Below are 20,302 nucleotides of genomic sequence, written 5' to 3'. Positions count from 1 at the left end.
CCCGGTACCCTTGAAGCAAATCAGCATTAAATCACATTATCCTTTCTTCCTTTTATTGTTTGTTTTTATCTGTTTGGCAGTCAATAACCCACTTAGAGCACAGAATACCATTCAAAATATCAATCGAAGAGCCGATACGGTGGCTGAAAAAGATGTGATCGATATTATTCTGGGTGTATTGAAAAAAGATGCATCGAAACGCGGACCTACCGGTGAGAAGCACAGTGGCAAATTGCACCTGTCTGGGTCCCCGGCAATAGAATATTCGCTGCAAACGGGTTTGTCTTTTAATGTAACGGGTAATATTGCGTTCTATACCACCGACCAGGCAGACGCCAATATATCATCCATACTGGTAGCGCCGATGTTCACGCAGAAACAGCAGTTTGTGGTTCCGCTGCAATCGAGTATATGGACAAAAGGGAACCTGTATAATTTTATCGGTGACTGGCGATTCCTTAAATACCCGGAAGATACTTATGGACTCGGAGGCAATACAAAATCAGCAGATGGCTATAAATTGGATTATAATTATATCCGTTTTTACCAGTTCGCCCTGCGGAAAATAGGGAATGACCTCTATACGGGGCTGGGTTACCAGCTCGATTATCATTATAATATCAAGGAACTAACACCTCCTGTGGGGGTAATAACCGATTTTCAGCGATATGGATTTGCTTCCAGTTCCCGTTCATCGGGCTTGTCGCTCGATTTTTTATACGACACGCGGAGGAACTCTATCAATCCGGATCCCGGCTTTTATAGCAATATCGTGTTTCGTCAGAATATGCAATGGATAGGAAGTGATGAAAATTACAACAGCCTGCTGATCGATGTGCGTAAATACCTTCACCCTATCAGCGGTTCCAGGAACACATTGGCTTTTTGGTCGTACAACCTGTTTACCCTGGGCGGACATCCGCCTTATCTTGACTTGCCCAGTACCGGTTGGGATACCTATAGTAATACAGGCAGGGGATATGTCCAGAGTCGTTTCCGCAGCCGTAATATGGTAGACCTTGAAGCCGAATACCGTTTTGGTATTAGCCGCAACGGATTAATAGGAGGGGTAGTGTTTGCCAATGCGCAATCTTATTCAGAAATGACCACCAACCGTTTTGAAGTGCTCCAACCTGGTTATGGCGCAGGGTTACGCATCAAATTCAATAAATTTTCGAGAACAAATGTCTGTATCGACTATGGCTTTGGTTTGCACGGGTCAAGCGGATTATTCTTGAATTTAGGCGAGGTGTTCTGATGTAGAGTTAATGATAGTCAAGGTAATCAACTAGGTAAGCGTTGCCCTCTTCGAATTGAAAAATGATCCTCCAGTTTGTTTTTACCGTAATGGACCAGAACCCTTTTAAATCACCTTTCAGGGCATGCAGTCGGGCGCCTGGGAAGTCGACAGCTTCTATCGTTTCTGCTGCATCTAAGATATCCAGAATCAGCTTGATTTTGCGTAGTTGGTCCGTTGGCAGCCTGGCCCCATTGCCTTTCATCCAGAAATCCCTCAAACCTTTGTGCTGTATAGAAACGATCATGATATCAGATTGGGTGTTTAATAGGCAATGGCTTCAACTTCGATCACTTTGTTATGTTCAGCTTCCCACAGGTCGAAGTTGCGCTGGAGGTTAAGCCACAGTTCGGGAGTGTTGCGAAATGCTTTCGAGAGGCGGATGGCCATTTCGGCGGTGATTCCCTGGTGGCCGTTGATTAATCGGCTTACGGTAACTCGGGTAACGCCGATTTTGTCGGCAAATTCTGTAACAGAAATATTCAACTCGTCCAGGAAGAGCTCTTTTAAAATGACGCCTGGGTGTTCTGGCTTAATGCCGCGTTTGTGCTTGACCATTGTAGTAATAATTTGTTACGTGTAAAGATACGGTATACACTTCGGGTGGCCAAAAGCTTGCTGAAAAGTTGGCTTTTATTTTAGTTTGCTAAGTTGATGCTCTTATCCTTAACAAAATCAGGTATTTATTCCTGTTATTTTTTCTTCTTGGGCGGTTTTTTCTCGAGTGTTGCTACGAGTTGAGCAGAGTCTGTGGCAAGTGCTGCCATTTATTTTTATGGGTGAATGCAACCTGTACCTATTCTTTCAATCAGTTTGGTGAAGAATATTTCGGCTTCTGTCATAATGAGAGGTGCTTTCTTAAAGATAAACTATTTTTCCCGGTTGCAATACCGGGGATAGGCGTACTTTTCAATATATTTAAGCCAAATACTTGCTAAATGAAAAAAGCATTTTTGTTTTTATTGCTGATAAACTGTTTGGTTCAGCATGCCTTTTCACAAGAAAAGAAAATATTCAATGAAACGGCCACACAAAAAGCCGAACGCCTCAAATGGTGGACCGATGCGCGTTTTGGCATGTTTATCCATTGGGGAATATATGCCCTGCCGGCCAGGCACGAGTGGGTAAAACACAATGAAAGACTTACAAACGAGCAATACCAAAAATATTTCGACCACTTTAACCCGGATGAGTTCGATCCTAAAAAATGGGCGAAAGAAGCCAAACAGGCCGGGATGCAATATGCAGTGCTTACTACCAAGCACCACGACGGGTTTTGTTTGTTCGATTCAAAATACACAAATTATAAAGCCACTAATACAAAAGCGCATCGCGATCTGGTAAAAGAATTTGTAGCTGCCTTCCGTGCAGAAGGAATTAAAGTAGGGTTCTATTATTCATTGCTCGACTGGCATCACCCGGATTATACGGTAGATGATGCGCATCCGCAAAGACCCGCCGATAACCTAGGAGAGAAAGAAAAAGAAGAGGTATATAGCAGCTTCAATAAAAACCGCGATATGGCCAGGTACAGACAATACCTGAAAAACCAGGTGGCTGAACTGATGACCAACTATGGTAAGATCGATATTCTCTGGCTGGATTGGACCTGGGGTAAAGGCGCTAAGCATGGCAAGCATCCGCAAGATTGGGGTGCTGTGGATCTGATCAAAATGGTCAGGAAATTACAACCGGGTATCCTGGTCAATAACAGGCTGGGACTCGACCAGGATGGTTATGCAGATGGCGGCGACTTTGAAACTCCCGAACAGGTGAAACCTGCCGAGCTGCTGAAATACAAAGGAAAATATTGGGAAACCTGCCAAACATTTTCCGGTTCATGGGGATATTACCGCGATGAGCATTCCTGGAAAAACCAGCGCCAATTGCTCGACTTATTGATCACTGCTGCTGCAAACGGGGGTAACCTCATTTTGAATGTAGGTCCTACTGCACGTGGCGAATTCGATTACCGCGCCACCCATGCGTTAGACAGCCTGGGCTATTGGATGCATGAACACCATCCGTCTATTTATCATTGCACTTTTCCGCCTGACGAATACAATTTACCTGCATCGATGGATGACCGGTTGACTTATAATCCCGACACAAAAAAATTATACCTGCATCTTTTCCATTATCCCGATAACGGGGAATTGGTATTGCCCAATTATAACGGGAAGATCAGCTATGCACAGCTCCTGAATGATGATTCTGAAGTGCCATTTAAAGCAGGAGGTAATACAACGGATCTAGTGTTAAAACTTCCCAAGGCCAAACCTCCTTATGAGATACCGGTTATTGAGCTTAGTTTGAAATAAGGACTGTTGGCGGATCCTATACTACTTTGGTTACCGGTTGATGTTTTACAGGGAAGTTGACTGAATTGGCAATAAAGCAAAGCTTATGGGCCTTTTCATGCAACCCGTTCGCTTTGTCAATCATGGATGCTTCTTTTACTGTTACGGTGGGGTGCAGTGTAACTTCAACAAAATGCCCGCCGCCATCCGCTGTTTCTGCCATGATGCCGGTAGCATTATCTGTATAATCTGTTACGATTACCCCGGCTTCCGAACAGAGGTGAAGGTACCACAACATGTGGCAGGACGATATTGACGCCACTAATAATTCTTCCGGGTTGTATTTTGTTTTATCACCCCGGAACGAAGGATCGGATGAAGCAGCAATGGCCGCCTTCCCTTCAACACTAATGGTATGGCTTCGCTCATAATTGCGATAATGATCCGTGCCGGAGCCATTATTGCCTGTCCATTGAACGGATGTTGTATAATGATGTTCCTTCATTTTTTATCTCTCCTTTTACGTTGTTTTCCGTATTTTTCTTGTTCCTAAATTGCTCGCCTGTAAATTAGTCAGATAATTATGAAAAAGCTATTCCTATTTTTTTGTTTGTTGAATGTGTATAGTTCAATGTTTGCCCAGTATGAACGAGTACCATCTTATCCCCTGATTACGCATGATCCTTATTTCAGTATATGGTCAGCCAACGATACACTGAATGGAGGCCCTACCAGGCATTGGACAGGAGCGGAGCAACCGTTACTGGGTATGATCAAAGTAGACGGACAAGCCTATCGTTTCCTGGGAAACGAAGGCAAATCTTACCAATCCATCCTTCCCACAGCCGATGAACAGAGTTACCCTTCCAAATACACCGAAGAAACGCCTACTGCGGATTGGATGAATGCCAGTTTTGACGACCACCAGTGGAAAACCGGTACCGGCGCTTTCGGCGATAACCCCAGCGTGGCCAAAACAAAATGGGTAAGCCGCGATTTGTGGGTGCGTCGCACATTTACGCTCGACAAAGCTTCTCTCGAGCATGTCTTCCTGAAATTGCAGCACGATGATAATATCAGTGTGTATCTTAATGGCAAGCAGGTATTCACTACCAAAGGATGGACAGCCAAATACATTTATATTCCTATCCGCGAAGCGGCGCATATTTTGCAAACCGGTAAAAACGTGTTAGCCATTCATATTGAAAACACAGCAGGCGGACAATCACTGGATGCAGGTATCGTGCGCGAGCAGGCGCCTGCAAACGCTGCTGCAATAGCCAAAGCCATACAACAATCCGTTGTAGTAAAAGCAACGCAGACTGCTTACCGTTTCAAGTGTGGCGGGGTTGACCTGGCGCTTCGTTTTACTTCGCCGCTTTTACTCAATAACCTCGATCTGCTTGCAAGACCGGTTTCTTATGTGGATTTTTCGGTGCAATCGAACGATGGTAAAGCGCATACCGCAGAATTGTATTTCGGCGCTTCTACCAATATCGCCGTTAACACACCTGCACAGGAAGTAAAAGCCGAACAATATCATGCCGGTTCATTATCTCTCCAGAAAGCAGGTAGCTTAGCACAACCAGTGTTAGCGAAAAAAGGCGATGACCTTCGCATCGACTGGGGTTATATGTATGTGGCAGTACCCGCAGCCGATGCCGCGAAACAATATATTACTACTGCAAAAGCAGCCATACCTTCTTTCCTCAAAAAAGAAACAGCAACTCCGGTTACTACAGGCACCAACCTGGTATTGAATACGGTATTATCACTAGGAAAAGTAGGCAGTGCCGCTAAAACAAAAACGATTTTATTGGGTTATGATGATCTTTATTCTATCCAGTATTTTCACGACAACCTGAAACCCTGGTGGAAGAATGATCCTTCACAAACCATCGAAAAACAATTGACACAAGCATATGCCGATCATCAGAAAATACTGGAGCAATGTACCAGGTTCGACGATCAGCTGCATGCCGATGCTGTTGCAGCCGGCGGAGAAACCTATGCACAGTTGTGTGAGCTCGCTTATCGCCAGAGTATCGCTGCGCATAAGCTGGTAAAAAGTCCGCAAGGTGAGCTCCTGTTCTTTTCCAAAGAAAATTTCAGCAACGGTTGTATCAATACGGTAGATGTTACCTATCCTTCAGCGCCTTTGTTCCTGATCTATAATCCTGAATTGATGAAAGGTATGCTGAATGGTATCTTTTATTTCAGCGAAAGCGGTAAATACACGAAACCTTATGCTGCGCATGACCTGGGCACTTATCCGTTGGCAAACGGACAAGTATACGGAGAAGGAATGCCGGTAGAAGAAAGCGGTAACATGCTCTTGTTAACAACAGCGATTGCCAAGATGGAAGGCAATGCCGATTATGCTAAAAAGCATTGGGCAACCCTTACCACCTGGGCTAATTATTTGCTTAAAGAAGGCTTCGATCCTGCAACACAATTATGTACCGATGATTTTGCAGGACACCTGGCCCGTAATGCGAATCTTTCGGTGAAAGCCATACTGGGCATCGCCGGCTATGCCATGCTGGCCGAAAAGCTGGGATACCCCGATGTGGCCCGCAGGTTCCGCGACAGTGCACTGGCCATGGCGCCACGATGGATGCAACTGGCCAACGACGGCGATCATTATACGTTGGCTTTTGAGAAGCAAGGCACCTGGAGCCAGAAATACAATCTGGTTTGGGATAAGGTATTGGGAATGCATATTTTCCCCGAATCGGTTTTTGAAAAAGAAATACGTTACTACCTGGGCAAGCAACAAACCTATGGATTGCCACTGGATAGTCGCAGAACCTATACCAAGTCGGACTGGATCATGTGGACTGCTACACTGGCCAATAACCGCCACGATTTTGAACAGTTCATGCTTCCGTTGTTGCGTTATGCAGCGGAAAGTCCTACTCGCGTTCCCTTGAGCGACTGGCATGAAACCACCAATGGCAAACAGGTAGGCTTCCAGGCGAGAAGTGTGGTGGGCGGCTATTTCATGAAAATGCTGGAACAAAAAATTAAATAGCATATTTCCGATGCGGAATAATCAAATAATCATTTTAAAAACGATAAGCATCTTCGCGATGCTTATCGTTTTATTAGGCCTGACTTCCGTTCATGCACAAGACCCCTCAGCCATATACTTGCAACGTGCCAGGGTAGTGCACGATCGTATTTACAAACAGTTTTACGACAGTTCGAAACAGCTGTTCAAAGAAAAAACAGTATTGGGAAAAGATGAAAAACCTTATTCCTACTTGTGGCCTTTGTGCGCGTTGGTTCAGGCAGCCAATGAAATGGAAGTATTAGATCAGGTTACTGATTATATGGGGCCGGTAGACCGGGCTATTGCACAGTATTACAGTCCTTCTAAGCCGCCCAGCGCAGGCTATGATTCTTATGTAGCAGGAGATGGAGGAGGCGACCGGTTTTACGATGACAACCAATGGATTGGCTTGGCCTATATGGATGCATATCAGCGAACAAAAAAGCCAACATACCTGCAAATGGCTAGAACAATTTACCGGTTCATGCTTACGGGTTATGATACTGTTTCAGGGGGAGGCATGTATTGGCAGGAGTTTCATAACAACAGCAAGAATACCTGTTCCAATGGCCCGGGCATTTTGCTGGCGCTGCAGCTCTACAGATCAACCCATGAAAAGAAATACATCGATACGGCCATCCTGCTTTACAACTGGGTAAATGCACACCTGCAGTCTCCCGATGGTTTGTATTTTGATGCTTTGAAATTACCTTCCGGAAAGGTTGATGAGCGGAAGTACACGTACAACACAGGTACTATGTTGCAGAGTGCTGTTTTGTTGTATCAATTAACAGGGAAAGAAGAATATTTATCACAAGCGAAATCCATTGCAGCGCAATCGGCGCGTTATTTTTTCAAAGACGGACTCCTGCCCGGCAATTACTGGTTCAATGCTGTTTTGATGAGAGGATATGTTGAACTGTACAAGATTGACAAACAGGAGACCTATATGCAGTTATTCAAAAAATACCTGGATGCGGTCTGGGATCACCAGCGGGATGAGCAGGGACTGATTGGCACAAAGCAGGTCAAGACCCTGCTTGACCAGGCGGGATACCTTGAAATGCTGGCACGGATGGCTTCTTATTTTCGAAGTTGGAACAGATCTTCATATTAGATGCTATTTCTGGGCTAGTTACAGATCACCTATTTTAACAACACGTTAAATTCAATCTTTTTTCTGTTGATACGTGCCCGGGTGTCATGGATATTAGTCTTCACAGGTCTCGCAATTGGTATTCCAGTATTCGGTAGAATTCTTTCCGCAACATATCGAACCGAAAAACCCACTGCCAGAGCGGGTTTTCAAAAGTGGAGGTAAAATCGTGAACGCGTCAGGATTCAAACCTGAAACCTTCTGATCCGTAGTTCGTTTTTTGCGCAATATTTCCGATTCTGCTTTTACTGCAAAACGTTATAAGGTTTGATTGTCAAGAGGCTAGCAATAATGCACGAAATACGCCTTAGCAATTGGGAATTTCTCTGTTAGCTAAAAATTCGTTCAAAGTTTTGCCTGTTAGCGTTCACTGGAGCCATAGCAACACAAATGACCAAAAAGAGCGAGTCGCGCAAAGGCTATAGGGGGCCTATCACGTGGACAATGGTGATGGAGAGGGGGATCGAACCTACCTATCCAAATCCTTATCTGTAGTGGGTTTTAAGAGATCCGGGTATTACAGGTCTTTAAAAAGTCTCCGCAATGAAAATCGACGTTGGCATTCTCAAAGCGTTATTGTAAATACTTGCTTCACAAAGAACTACCACGAATTTACCGACTAATTATGATAGATCGTTAGACGATGATCTGCGAACGACGGAAGGCAAAAGGCTTCACCGGTGTTTGGCTGTCGAACCTGACTGAAGTCTGGTCTCCTCTCTCTTTTGTTTCTTGATGATCCAATAAACCTGATAAAATTCAGGTTTAGCGTTGAGATGCATCATTCGGTGAGAATGGAACACCATATACTTTTGGCCCGTGTTTGTTACTAAAAATTCAAAAGTGATGAAGCTTCCGTCTCCTGCACCCTACTCGGCAATTATTTTATCTCTAATCATCTGTCTTTCAGCCTGTCATCCGGGGCATCCCGACGTCAGTTCAATCAGTGATACCGCAGCTGTCATCGGCGAATATCCGGCACAGCTGACACATGCTCCGTTCGTGCCGGCAAGCCGCGATTTCGCGGCGCCCGAAAAAGTCATTGTTCGTATCGAGGTGGTCGAAAAGGAAATGAAACTGGCAGATGGGGTTAATTATACCTTTTGGACCTTCGGTGGAACCGTGCCTGGCCCTTTTATTAAAGTCCATGAGAGCGACGAGGTAGAATTACACCTCAGCAATAACCCTAATAATAAGATGCCCCATAATATCGACCTGCATGCGGTGAATGGCCCGGGGGGCGGGGCAGAAGCCAGTATGACCGTACCCGGGCATACATCGATATTCAGCTTTCGCGCGCTGAACCCGGGATTATACGTATATCATTGCGCTACCGCGCCGGTTGGGATGCACATCGCCAATGGAATGTACGGGCTTATCCTGGTAGAACCCAAAGACGGGCTACCCAAGGTCGATAGGGAGTTCTATATCATGCAAGGCGAGTTTTACACCAAGGGTAGGACCGGGGAGCCTGGACTGCAGCCTTTCGATTTGGATAAAGCTATTAAAGAGGAGCCGGAATACGTCGTGTTCAATGGGTCAGTAGGGGCGGCCACCGGGAACCATGCTCTGCAGGCGAAAGTTGGCGACCGGGTGCGGATCTATGTTGGTAATGGAGGCCCCAACCTGGTATCTTCCTTTCATGTCATTGGCCAGATATTCGACAAAGTCTACCGGGAGGGAGGTTCCCAGGTGCACCAGAATGTCGGCACCACACTGATCCCTTCCGGGGGGGCGGCAATAGTTGAATTTACTTGTAAGGAACCGGGGATATTCAATATTGTGGACCATTCCATATTCAGGGCCTTCAACAAAGGCGCACTTGCCCAACTGGTGGTCACCGGGACGGCCGATATGAACATTTATTCCGGCAAGATCAAAGACCAGCCCTATCAACCGGGTAAGGAAGAACTTGCCGAAGATGAATACCCGGTAGTGCCGGAATCCCCTGAGCTTTCGTTTGCCGACAGCTACAAGAACGGCCAGGCGCTTTTCCAACTGAATTGCTCTTCTTGTCACCAACCCACGGGCCAGGGTATGCCTGGAGCATTTCCTCCTCTGGCCAAATCGGACTTCCTGATGGGCCGGCAGGATATGGGAATAGGAGTGCTCCTCCATGGGATCAACAACGAGTCCATAACGGTGAATGGGAAACACTTTCAAGGTGTGATGCCACAGCTATCCCTGACCGACGATCAAATTGCGAACATTTTGACCTATGTGCGGAACAGTTGGGGTAATAAAAGCGCCCAGGTAAAGGTAAAAGACGTTAAAAAAGTCAGGACCCAGTAAACTACCGATATGAAGACAGTCGCCATCCTGATGTTGTTTATGCTGGCTGCCAGTCCCGGAACCCAACGGGCCCAAGGCAGCAAGACAGCTTCCGCGGCCAGGAAAAAAGGTGGCTCCGCCGTAATGGTAAAGATACCGGGAGGTTATTATCGTCCCTTTCTTCAATCCGACAATCAGCCTGTAATAATCCAGGTTCCCGCCTTTTACCTGGACAAACATGCCGTTACCAACGCGGAGTTCCTGCTATTTGTCAAGGCTAACCCTCAATGGTCGAGGTCCAGGGTGTCGAGGATATTCGCGGATGATCATTACCTTAAACAGTGGGCAGGGGATTTCGACATTGGCAATGATAAGATCATCAACAGCCCGGTTACCAATGTGTCCTGGTTTGCCGCCGACGCGTATTGCAAGTGGAGAGGAGCCCGGCTACCGACACTTGCCGAATGGGAATATGCCGCAAGCGCGCTCCCGAAGAATATGAAAAAGGGGAACAATTTGCTTAGGATCATCCTCGAATGGTATGACCGCCCCACGCCTGCCGTCCTGCCACCAGTAGAATCCATCTACCTCAATCATTTTGGCGTCTATGATATGCATGGCCTGGTTTGGGAGTGGGTAAGCGATTTCAACAGCATCAATATCCAGAGCGCAGGGAAGGCTGCCAATACTTTCACCTGTGGGGCCGGTTCGCTCGGCACCTTCAATAAGGAAGACTATGCTGCGTATATGCGGTACGCCTTCCGCGGAAGCCTCCAGGCTGCTTATACCGTGGGAAGCCTGGGGTTCCGGTGCGCGCAGGATATTGAAGACAATGCACACCATCATTCAAATTACAACTGTTCGCCATGAAATTCCATATCTTCTTATTGCTTGGCTGCATCCTGGTATTGTCCTGTAACAGGAGACCTGTCGTTGCTCCTAAGCCTTGCTGCGCAAAAGAAGATGCCGCCGCCGTATCGCTTCTTACAACCCGGCTGTCCGGCGACGCTTCCGTGTACCAATTGCCCGGCTTGTGGACGGATCAACACAACCATTCCTTGTCTTTATGGGATTTGAAGGGAAAAGTGCAAGTCGTGGCGATGGTTTTCACGCATTGCAGGTATGCTTGCCCCCGACTGGTGGCGGACATGAAAGCCATACAAAGAGCTTTGCCTACGGCCGAAAAAAATGAGGTCGGATTCGTCCTGGTGTCGTTCGACGTGCAGCGGGACGATCCTGTACAGATGAGCCGGTTCGCCGGACAACAACAACTGGACGATCACTGGGTGCTGCTCCATGGCAACGCCGGCCAGGTAAGAGAATTGTCCATGGCGCTGAACGTGAGATACCAACGGCTTGCAAACGGCGACTTCAGCCATTCCAATGCCATCTATATTTTAGACCGGCGTGGTGGGATACGACAGATCCTGGATGGGGTTGAAGCACAGACGGTGTCAGCCGCCCTGACGATCAAAGGACTTGTACAACACAACGATCAATTAACGGACCGATGACAGACCGAGATACCTGCGACCTCAGCCGATGCTTTTTATGCCAGAATTGTCTTCCGGAGTGGAACGGGGCGATAGCGACCGAAAAACAAACCCTTTACTTCAAGAAGGGTCGAGCCATTTTTCGGGAGGGGGAGGAAGTCAGGGGCATCTATTTCATTTATGATGGAGCGGTTAAAATTCACCAATACTGGGGTGGTGATAAAGATTTCATCGTTCGTTTTGCAACCCTTGGAGACGTACTCGGGCATCGTGGTCAAACCCACGGAACAGCCTTCCCGGTATCGGCAACGGCCCTCGATCACACCAGGATCTGTTTTATCCGCAATGAGTTCCTGGAAAGTACCTTCAAGACCAACCCATCTTTTCTTTATGCGATGATGCAACTATATGCCGGGGAGCTGCAAAGAGCGGAAAGCCGGATGCGCAGCCTTGCGGTCATGCCGGTCAAGGGCAGGGTCGCAGAAGCGCTTTTTACTATCCAAGAGGTTTTTGGACTGAATGCAGAAGGGTATATTTCCGTTCCCATCACCCGGCTGGATATCGCGTGCTATGCGGGGACGGCCTATGAAGCGGTTTTCCGGCTGTTCACGAAGTGGTCCGGTGAAGGTATCGTCAGTACCCAGGGCAAATATATCCGGATCATTGACGAAAAAAAGCTTCGGGAATTTATTTGGTATCCTGAATAGCCCAGAATTCATCCGCGTATTCGTCTTTCAGGGGAGTTTGGTTCTTTCCCAATCGCTCCCCTATATCTTTTAGCTGCTCCTTGCTCAATATCTTCTCCAGATGTGGAAAAAGCTGCCGTTCTTCAAAGCGGATGTGCTTGTCGACTTTATCGGCTAAGAGGTCGAGCTCCCCGTGTTTCGCGTCTGCTGCAAGCGATTCGATATGGAGCCGGATATCCCGATGATCATCCAATGCTTTTTCCACCAGGATGTCCTTCCGTGGCGTGAAGAGAATAGTCTCTTCCTCTTCAAAGTGTTCCCGGAGGTGTTTCTCCCAGAAATGCCGGATATAAGCAACGATGCGGGCAGGGCTTGCCCCATTTTTCAACCCCTGCCTGATCTTCCAGCAAAACAGCAAGCCAAAGTGATGATCCCTGGATAATTTCAGGATATTTTCATCTCGCTTGACAGGTTTCGGTTCCATAAATTATTTTATTTGTATAATATCGTAACTCCTGCCTTCGTCTTGCTATCGCCCTTCCCCAACTCATCGGCAAGCTGCTGGATAGTGGTGGTTTCGAAAAGGGTTTTCAATTGCAGCTTGATCGATTTGTATTCCGAATGCATCGGGCAGGGTTTTGCTTCGGAACACTGTTTCAGGCCGAGGACGCATTTTTCTAGCAAGTCATCCTCCTGCATGGCTTCCAGGATGGCTCGTGCGGGAAGCTTCCGGGCTTTTTCGGACATATAAAACCCGCCGTTGGGGCCGCGTGTGGAATGCACGATCTTATTGTCTGCGCTGAGCAACTGGAGAGTCTTTGCCGTGAACGACCGGGGTGAATTGATGGCCCTGGCGATCTCATCGATGCCCAGCTTGTTATCCTCGCTGCTCTTCTGGGCAATAAAAATAGCAGCCCGCAAGGCGTATTCGGTTGCTTTTGAGAACATGGAACGTTTTGATGCGCAATTTAACACATTTTATCCTCCTCCCATTCGGCATAAGAGTCGTCGGTCTCAAAGAGCCTGAGTCTTCTCAGAACCACATCGGGCTGCAGCTGTTGCTGCAGGGAATCGCGAATATAAAGCAGCATATTCTCTGCCGTCGGCTCGGTTTCCCATATCCATAGATTCGAAATCGCGGCGACGGGAGGATGGCAGACCAGGTAGGCCGATGACAGGATGGTGTGATGATCGAACAGGGAGACGATCCCATGATTCACGAGGCGTTTCAGCTGCTTGAAATCCATGATGAACCCCGTCGGTGGTAAGCGACCATCATTGTCGCGCTGCCTTGCTACGGTAACGTGCAGTCGGTAGGAATGCCCGTGGAGGTTGCTGCACGGGCCGGGGTATCCGTGTATGGCATGCGCCGTTTCGAAACGAAATATTTTTGTGATCTGTAACATAATTAAGGACAAAATTGTCCTTAATTATTATATTTGCCAAATAAACCCTGCTTTATGGCAAAAGAAAATTTTATCAATTACCTGCTTAACCCCCGGAACTGGTGGCTTCCCTTGCTGTTGATCTTTACCGTCAGCGCCGCCGGGGTCATGATGATCGGTATCCACACGTATACAGAGGCGCCGCCTGTCCCCGACTATGTTTCGGCGGAAGGAGCGATCATCTACCGCAAAGCGGATATATTGAACGGACAGGCCATCTTCCAGAAATATGCGTTGATGGACTACGGGAGCATGTTCGGTGACGGTGCCAACAGGGGGCCCGATTTCACCGCGGAGGCCCTTCACCACATTGCTTTGTCCATGCAGCAGTACTACCTCGCGAAACGACCGGCCGATCTGCAAGACGTTTTAGCCGATAGAGGGATCGGCGAGCAGGTAAAGTCGGAGATCAAGGATAACCGATATAACGCCGGCACCAACTCCGTGACGTTGACGGACGCACAGGCTTATGCCGCTGAGGACCTATTGAAATTCCAGCTTCAAAAGTTCGCAGCTCACGGCCCTGAGTCGTTTAAACCGGCCGGGTATCTCACCGATAGTGAGGAGATACGGTCGTTGAGCGCTTTCTTTTTCTGGGGAGCCTGGGTGTGCGGAGTAGAACGGCCGGGCAAGGTCTACAGCTATACCCATAACTGGCCATACGACCCGGCTGCGGGCAATCGGCCGAGTCCGGCCATCATTTTATGGAGTATCCTCGGCTCCCTGGGATTGATATTCGGCCTGGGGTTGGTGCTGTATTATCATGGCAGACTGGAAAAGCTGGATGACAGGGTATACACCAAGAATGCCCGGTCGTTCATGACGAAGCAGGAGGTCGGAAGATTCCGGCCCGATGCTGTTCAAAGGGCCTCTTTCCCCTTCTTTTATACGGCCGTCATCCTATTCGGCATCCAGGTGCTCGCCGGCATCCTGACGGTGCATGATTTTGTAGGCTTTGTTCATTTCTTCGGCGTTGACCTTTCCAAGGTGTTGCCGGTGACAGTTACCAGGAGCTGGCACGTACAGCTATCCCTGTTGTGGATATCGGCCTGCTGGATCGGGGCGTCTTTTTTTATGATGTCGCTGGTCTCGCCCGTGCAGCCGGCGGGCCAGGTGCGCCTGATCCGTATTGTCTTTTGGCTTACCGCTTTGCTGGTAGCCGGTGCATTTGCGGGTATTCTGCTGGGGCCGAAGGGTATCCTCGGTAATAAGTGGTATTGGCTAGGTCACCAGGGCTGGGAATACATCGAGATGGGTAAATTGTGGGAAGTAGTGCTGGGCACCGTGTTTGTATTGTGGTTCATCGTGCTCTACAGGGGAGTCCGCCCCGTGATGAGTCTTCGGCAGCCGTGGGCATTGCCGAACTGGCTGGTATATGCCGCGGCGAGCATTATCCTGCTGCTCGTCTCCGGGTTCATCGCTACGCCGAAGACCAACTTCGTGATCGCCGATTTCTGGCGATGGATGGTCATCCATATGTGGGCAGAAGCATTTTTCGAGGTGTTCACCACCGTGCTGATTGGTTATTTCATGGTATTGATGGGGTTGGTGAGCAAGCAGGCGGCCATCCGAGTGATCTACCTGGCCACGTTGCTTTTCCTGGGCTCAGGGTTGTTGGGCATCTCCCATAATTTTTACTGGAACGGGAAACCAGTGTTTACGATGGCGCTGGGCTCCGTCTTTTCGACATTGCAGGTGATACCGCTGGTGTTACTTACGCTGGAGGCGTACCGGTTCAGCAAACTGCCCCGTATACTGGAAAATGGTGGCGGAACGAATGGAAATGGAAAGACAGTCTTCGGATTCCGCGAAGTATTTTTGTTCCTGCTAGGGGTCAATTTCTGGAATTTTTTCGGTGCAGGCGTACTCGGCTTCATCATCAACCTGCCGATCGCCAATTACTATGAACATGGAACCTATCTAACAGTCAACCACGGGCATGCCGCGCTCATGGGCGTATACGGTAACCTTGCGCTGGCCGCCATTCTATTTTGTTGCCAGCTCCTTTTCAAGCCCGAGCGTTGGAATACCCGGATCGTTACCGGTATTTTCTGGTCTATTAATACCGGCTTGCTGCTGATGGTCCTGCTTGATCTGTTCCCGGCCGGTATCTACCAATTCAACGCCGTGACGGAAAACGGTCTTTGGTACGCGCGCAGCGGGGCTTTTGTCGAGGGCCCGGTTTTCCAGACCCTTACCTGGATGCGTATTGCAGGAGGCGCCGTGTTCACTTGCGGGGGAGTGATACCGTTGGTTTGGTTCGTCCTTACCCGCAGAAAAGCGGTAAAGGAGGCGGTCGCCGAAAAAAGGATAACGAATCCGGATCAATGTTTAATCCCCCAGGTTCAGGGGTAAATAGAGAAATGCTTCACAATGAAAAATACTACTGAAATAGAGGAGATTCCACTGGTGTATTCCTGTTCCGGCTGTTCCAGCGCTGCACAGATGGCCAATTACCTTGCGCTGCGTCTGGACAGGAACGGGTTGGCGGAGATGTCCTGCATCGCGGGTGTCGGAGGCAATGTGAAAAGCCTTGTCCGAAAGGCATTGTCCGGAAGGAAGATCGTTGCTATCGACGGTTGCCCGCTTGCATGTGTCAGGGCTTGCCTGGGCAATCATGGCGTAGTCCCGTCCCTTCATGTCCAATTGTGGGATCATGGCGTTAAAAAACAGAACCATATCGATTTCGATCCGAATGAAGCAGACCGTCTTCTCAGCGGTATCGAAAGATCAGTCCGCAAACTTCAGCGTAAAGAACAATATGATACAAAGAAAGTTAGTTGAAAAATTAGCCGGGTATACGGCGCCCGACGAATTAAAAAATGCCGGAATCTATCCTTATTTCAGGCCTATCGGCGAGAACAAGGATACGGAGATAGTCATCCAGGGTAAAAAACTCCTGATGTTCGGTTCCAACAGCTATATGGGGCTTACCAACCATCCGAAAGTGACCGCCGCTGCGAAACAGGCGATCGACAAATACGGCAGCAGCTGTTCGGGGTCGAGATTTCTGAACGGCACTTCCCGGCTGCATATCCGGCTGGAAGAAAGGCTGGCTGATTTTGTCGGGAAGGAGGCAGCGTTGGTTTTTACTACCGGTTTCCAAGCAAACCTGGGAACCGTGGCGTCATTGACGGGAAGGAACGGCGTGTTGATATTGGACGAGGCGGATCACGCCTCTATCATAGAGGGCAGCCGGCTTTCATTTTCCCGGGTCCTGAAATTCGCGCACAACGATATGAATGACCTGGAAAGGATCCTGCGTGCCGTGGAAGGAGAAGGCATTAGGATGATCGTTGTGGACGGCATATTCAGCATGGAGGGAGATATCTGCAAACTGCCGGAGATCGCAGCGCTGGCTGCAAAATACGAGGCGCTTCTCATGGTAGACGATGCCCATTCTATCGGCGTGCTGGGAGAATCGGGCCGGGGTACGGCCGATCATTTCGGACTGACAGACCAGGTAGATATCATTATGGGCACCTTCAGCAAGTCGCTTGCTTCTGTCGGCGGTTTTGTCGCGTCCACCCGGGAAATGATCAACTATCTCAAGCACCATAGCAGGGCGCTGATCTTCAGCGCCAGCATTCCACCTTCCGCCGCCGCCGCCGCCATGGCTGCGCTGGAGATCATCCAGGCAGAACCGGAGAGACAGGAAGCCCTCCGGGACAATACCGCTTATATGGCGAAAATGTTGGATCAGCTGGGGTTCGATACCCATTGTTCCATGACTCCCATCATACCCATTTACATCAGGGATAACCGGCTCACATTCGAATTTACGCAACGTTTGTTCGACCGGGGCATATTTGTGAACCCGGTAGTGTCCCCGGCGGTCAGGAGCGATGCGGCTATGGTGCGGATGTCGGTCATGGCCACTCATACCCGCCGGCAGCTCGACATGGCCTTGTCTGCGCTTGAAAAGGTCAGCCGCGAACTTCAACTATTTGGTATCAAACAGGCATAAACGTATGACAAATCCAATGGACATCGTGATCCGGGAGGTGATGGCCCCAAGGCAGCTAAAGAATTTTATTGACTTCCCCTACCGGTTGTACAAGAATGATCCTTTTTATGTGCCTCCCTTGCGTTTTGACGAGATGGCCACATTGCGGAAGGACAAAAACCCGGCTTTCGACTATTGCGAAGCTCGCTATTGGCTGGCATACCGGCAAGAGAGAATAGTCGGGCGCATTGCGGGCATCCTTAACCAGGCCTATATCGACAAATGGGGCAGCAAGTATATGCGTTTTGGCTGGTTCGATTTTGAAGATGATGACAGCGTCGGCCTTGCCTTGCTCGCCCAGGTCGAGATCTGGGCCAGTGAAACAGGCATGACCGCGGTCCACGGCCCGATGGGCTTTACCGACCTGGACCGCGAAGGAATGCTAGTGAATGGATTCGATCAGGTGGGCACACTGGCTGCCATTTACAATTATCCTTATTACCCATCCCTGATGGAAAAGGCCGGCTATGTAAAGGATGCCGATTGGGTCGAATACCAGATAAAGGTGCCGTCAACAATGCCGGAGAAACTGGAGAGGATGGCCGCCGTTGTTAGGCAGCGATTCAGATTGCAGGTAATAAAGGCGCGCCGACCCAAAGACATCCTTCCTTACGCAAATGCTATCTTCGACCTGATCAATGAAACCTATTCCCATCTATATGGAGTAGTCCCTCTGACGGAAAAGCAGATCGCATATTACACCAAACAGTATTTTTCGTTTATCCGTACCGATTTCGTTCCGCTGGTGACCGATGAGAACGGCAAACTGATAGCGTGTGGGATCACTATGCCTTCGCTCTCCGCCGCCCTGAAAAAGGTAAAGGGGAGATTGTTGCCTTTTGGGTTTGCGTATATCCTGAAGGCATTGAGAAAAAACAACCTCGCCGACCTGTACCTGGTAGCCGTCGATAAAGCATGGCAAGGGAAGGGAGCCGTTGCCTTGCTGATGCATGAGATCACAAAATCGTACATCGCAAATGGCATTGCCTATGCCGAGTCCAACCCCGAACTGGAAACCAATCGCAACATCCGCGCCATCTGGGAACACTATGAGGCCACGCAGCATAAACGGCGGCGTTGTTATATAAGATACCTGAACGAGCATGCGTAATATTTTGATCACGGGAGCAAGCGGTTTTATCGGCAGCGCTTTAGTGGACGAAGCTCTCCAAAGAGGCTTCAATACCTTTGCGGGAATAAGGAACAGCAGCCGACGCAAATACCTGGCGCATCCCGGTATCCGCTTCCTGGAACTGGATCTTAGCGACGACGAGGCGCTGGATCTTGCCCTGCGAGGGTTCAGGGATAGGTATGACAAACTGGACGTGGTCATTCATGCCGCTGGTGTAACCAAAGCCGTTCGCCCGGCTGATTACCGCGTGGTGAATTGCGGGCACACGAGGCGTTTGGTCCATGCGCTGATGCGGAATGGCCTTATTCCCCGTAAATTTGTTTACCTCAGCAGCCTGGCCTCGTTCGGGCCTGGCGTCAAGAGAACGCCTATTTCTCTTGCCCAGGAGCGAAACCCTGTGTCGAAATATGGGCAAAGCAAGCTGGAAGCCGAACAGTTTCTTTTCGCTCTCAGGGATTTTCCGTTTGTCATTATCAATCCCACTGCCGTGTACGGCCCGCGGGACACGGGCTTTTTACCAGTACTGAAGTGCTTACAACAGCGGCTTGATATCGGATTGAGGGATGAGGGTCGACTGCTTAGTTTCCTGCATGTGAATGATCTCTGCCAGGCAGTTTTTTTATGCGTGGAATCACCGGTTTTGCACAAACAATTCCTGATATCCGATCTCCGTGTGTATACGCAGAAGAGTTTTGCCCATATCGCAGGCTCTGTTCTGAACAAGAGCGCCATCCCGGTGGCACTGCCGGCCTGGATGGTATCAGGCGTCGCAAGTATCGCAGAGGCAATGGGGTATATCACAGGGAGGGCTACCTTCCTGAACCGGGACCGTCTCCGGGATTTCAAGGCGCTTAACTGGAGCGTCTGTTGCCCGGAGATGACAGAGCTCGGATTCAAGCCCTGTTTTGGGCTGGAAGAAGGTCTCAGGCAGGCCATCGGCTGGTACAGGGAAGCAGGGTGGCTAAAACAATAACTATATGGAAGAGTCGATCATTCGGTTTATCGAGCGGCAAACATGCGCTTCGATCTGCTGTGTGGATGGGGACGGCAGACCTCATTGTTTCGCGTGTTATTACGCCTTCGACAGCAGCAAAGCCTTGCTGTACTTCAAATCTTCCCCTGGGAGCCGGCATATGCAGCTTTTGTTGCGACAGCCTGCGGTTTCAGGGACCATATTGCCCGATAGGATAAGACTTTTGGCCGTACAAGGCTTGCAGTTTCATGGGATGTGGTTGCCCAAGGATCATCCAAGCATCCCGAGTGCAACAGAAAAGTATCATCTCAAGTATCCTTTCGCGCTGGCCATTCCGGGGGAAGTGTCGGCCATTCAGTTGCAGAGTGTGAAAATGGCCAGCAGGAAACCCGGTGGAAAAAAATAAAAGTATTTTAGGACTAGACAGTCAAGGCATTGGTGATTGTGAGATAGTTATTTAACTAATTGCTTAAATAGTAAAATAGGTT

At 48.9% G+C, this 20,302-nt stretch carries 20 protein-coding genes; 14 read left to right on the top strand and 6 right to left on the bottom strand.

Annotated elements, in window-relative coordinates:
- Window positions 1-10: 10 nt before the first annotated feature.
- On the top strand, window positions 11-1,258 hold the full coding sequence (locus SEDOR53_RS0113510) for a BamA/TamA family outer membrane protein (protein ID WP_051416653.1): 1,248 nt from the start codon (window positions 11-13) through the stop codon (window positions 1,256-1,258).
- 7 nt (window positions 1,259-1,265) lie between these two features.
- Here the strand turns inward: SEDOR53_RS0113510 and SEDOR53_RS0113505 are convergent, their stop codons facing one another.
- Together SEDOR53_RS0113505 and SEDOR53_RS0113500 are read right to left on the bottom strand one after the other, a co-directional pair.
- Window positions 1,266-1,544: a type II toxin-antitoxin system RelE/ParE family toxin gene (locus SEDOR53_RS0113505; protein ID WP_026770203.1), complete on the bottom strand. Its 279-nt coding sequence runs from the start codon at window positions 1,542-1,544 to the stop codon at window positions 1,266-1,268.
- A 17-nt stretch (window positions 1,545-1,561) separates the two neighbouring features.
- Complete coding sequence (locus SEDOR53_RS0113500; protein ID WP_026770202.1) at window positions 1,562-1,855, bottom strand: HigA family addiction module antitoxin; 294 nt, start codon at window positions 1,853-1,855, stop codon at window positions 1,562-1,564.
- Between the two features lie 380 nt (window positions 1,856-2,235).
- On the opposite strand from SEDOR53_RS0113500, the gene SEDOR53_RS0113495 reads away from it, so the two are divergent.
- Complete coding sequence (locus SEDOR53_RS0113495; protein WP_026770201.1) at window positions 2,236-3,618, top strand: alpha-L-fucosidase; 1,383 nt, start codon at window positions 2,236-2,238, stop codon at window positions 3,616-3,618.
- A gap of 16 nt (window positions 3,619-3,634) precedes the next feature.
- Here the strand turns inward: SEDOR53_RS0113495 and SEDOR53_RS0113490 are convergent, their stop codons facing one another.
- Window positions 3,635-4,102, bottom strand: coding sequence for an OsmC family protein (locus SEDOR53_RS0113490; protein WP_026770200.1), 468 nt, complete (start codon window positions 4,100-4,102; stop codon window positions 3,635-3,637).
- A gap of 78 nt (window positions 4,103-4,180) precedes the next feature.
- Between SEDOR53_RS0113490 and SEDOR53_RS0113485 the strand changes: the two genes are divergently transcribed.
- From SEDOR53_RS0113485 to SEDOR53_RS0113460, 6 genes are all read left to right on the top strand, one after another.
- The gene (locus tag SEDOR53_RS0113485) at window positions 4,181-6,631 is read left to right on the top strand and encodes a glutaminase family protein (RefSeq protein WP_026770199.1); all 2,451 of its coding nucleotides are present in this window, start codon (window positions 4,181-4,183) and stop codon (window positions 6,629-6,631) included.
- 58 nt (window positions 6,632-6,689) lie between these two features.
- On the top strand, window positions 6,690-7,769 hold the full coding sequence (locus tag SEDOR53_RS18045) for a glycoside hydrolase family 76 protein (protein ID WP_157576821.1): 1,080 nt from the start codon (window positions 6,690-6,692) through the stop codon (window positions 7,767-7,769).
- 1,041 nt (window positions 7,770-8,810) lie between these two features.
- Window positions 8,811-10,100, top strand: a complete 1,290-nt coding sequence (gene nirK, locus SEDOR53_RS0113475) for a copper-containing nitrite reductase (RefSeq protein WP_198018943.1) — start codon at window positions 8,811-8,813, stop codon at window positions 10,098-10,100.
- A 9-nt stretch (window positions 10,101-10,109) separates the two neighbouring features.
- Window positions 10,110-10,949, top strand: coding sequence for a formylglycine-generating enzyme family protein (locus SEDOR53_RS18040; protein ID WP_051416652.1), 840 nt, complete (start codon window positions 10,110-10,112; stop codon window positions 10,947-10,949).
- Complete coding sequence (locus tag SEDOR53_RS18035; protein WP_051416651.1) at window positions 10,946-11,593, top strand: SCO family protein; 648 nt, start codon at window positions 10,946-10,948, stop codon at window positions 11,591-11,593. The genes SEDOR53_RS18040 and SEDOR53_RS18035 overlap by 4 nt, the downstream gene beginning before the upstream one ends.
- Entirely contained in the window at window positions 11,590-12,279 is a 690-nt protein-coding gene (locus SEDOR53_RS0113460; RefSeq protein WP_026770197.1) for a Crp/Fnr family transcriptional regulator, read from the top strand. Before SEDOR53_RS18035 ends, SEDOR53_RS0113460 begins: the two co-directional genes overlap by 4 nt.
- Here the strand turns inward: SEDOR53_RS0113460 and SEDOR53_RS0113455 are convergent.
- From SEDOR53_RS0113455 to SEDOR53_RS0113445, 3 genes are read right to left on the bottom strand one after another with little or no spacing between them, the layout of a single operon-like run.
- Window positions 12,260-12,742, bottom strand: a complete 483-nt coding sequence (locus SEDOR53_RS0113455) for a hemerythrin domain-containing protein (protein ID WP_026770196.1) — start codon at window positions 12,740-12,742, stop codon at window positions 12,260-12,262. The genes SEDOR53_RS0113460 and SEDOR53_RS0113455 overlap by 20 nt on opposite strands.
- Before the next feature lie 8 nt (window positions 12,743-12,750).
- Window positions 12,751-13,206 carry an Rrf2 family transcriptional regulator gene (locus SEDOR53_RS18030; RefSeq protein WP_026773095.1) on the bottom strand — a complete coding sequence of 152 codons (456 nt, stop codon included), beginning with the start codon at window positions 13,204-13,206 and terminating at the stop codon, window positions 12,751-12,753.
- 20 nt (window positions 13,207-13,226) lie between these two features.
- A complete protein-coding gene (locus tag SEDOR53_RS0113445) occupies window positions 13,227-13,664 on the bottom strand; it encodes a 6-carboxytetrahydropterin synthase (RefSeq protein WP_026770195.1) in 438 nt (145 codons plus the stop codon).
- A gap of 54 nt (window positions 13,665-13,718) precedes the next feature.
- Between SEDOR53_RS0113445 and SEDOR53_RS18025 the strand changes: the two genes are divergently transcribed.
- The 6 genes from SEDOR53_RS18025 to SEDOR53_RS18915 are packed head-to-tail and all read left to right on the top strand — an operon-like array spanning window position 13,719 to window position 20,220.
- Entirely contained in the window at window positions 13,719-16,058 is a 2,340-nt protein-coding gene (locus tag SEDOR53_RS18025; RefSeq protein ID WP_037361312.1) for a nitric-oxide reductase large subunit, read from the top strand.
- Window positions 16,059-16,076: 18 nt separating this feature from the next.
- Window positions 16,077-16,487 carry a putative zinc-binding protein gene (locus tag SEDOR53_RS18020; protein WP_051347765.1) on the top strand — a complete coding sequence of 137 codons (411 nt, stop codon included), beginning with the start codon at window positions 16,077-16,079 and terminating at the stop codon, window positions 16,485-16,487.
- Window positions 16,465-17,670 (top strand): aminotransferase class I/II-fold pyridoxal phosphate-dependent enzyme, encoded by a 1,206-nt coding sequence (locus SEDOR53_RS0113430; RefSeq protein WP_037361310.1) that lies wholly within the window; start codon window positions 16,465-16,467, stop codon window positions 17,668-17,670. The genes SEDOR53_RS18020 and SEDOR53_RS0113430 overlap by 23 nt, the downstream gene beginning before the upstream one ends.
- A 16-nt stretch (window positions 17,671-17,686) precedes the next feature.
- The gene (locus SEDOR53_RS0113425; RefSeq protein WP_026770193.1) at window positions 17,687-18,820 is read left to right on the top strand and encodes a hypothetical protein; all 1,134 of its coding nucleotides are present in this window, start codon (window positions 17,687-17,689) and stop codon (window positions 18,818-18,820) included.
- Window positions 18,813-19,814, top strand: coding sequence for an NAD(P)-dependent oxidoreductase (locus tag SEDOR53_RS0113420; protein WP_026770192.1), 1,002 nt, complete (start codon window positions 18,813-18,815; stop codon window positions 19,812-19,814). Before SEDOR53_RS0113425 ends, SEDOR53_RS0113420 begins: the two co-directional genes overlap by 8 nt.
- Before the next feature lie 4 nt (window positions 19,815-19,818).
- On the top strand, window positions 19,819-20,220 hold the full coding sequence (locus SEDOR53_RS18915) for a pyridoxamine 5'-phosphate oxidase family protein (protein WP_084220434.1): 402 nt from the start codon (window positions 19,819-19,821) through the stop codon (window positions 20,218-20,220).
- Window positions 20,221-20,302: the final 82 nt, after the last annotated feature.

The sequence above is a fragment of the Asinibacterium sp. OR53 genome (assembly GCF_000515315.1).
Lineage (GTDB): Bacteria > Bacteroidota > Bacteroidia > Chitinophagales > Chitinophagaceae > Sediminibacterium.
Note: the sequence above shows the minus strand (reverse complement) of the source record. Positions and strands in the feature narration are given on the sequence as shown.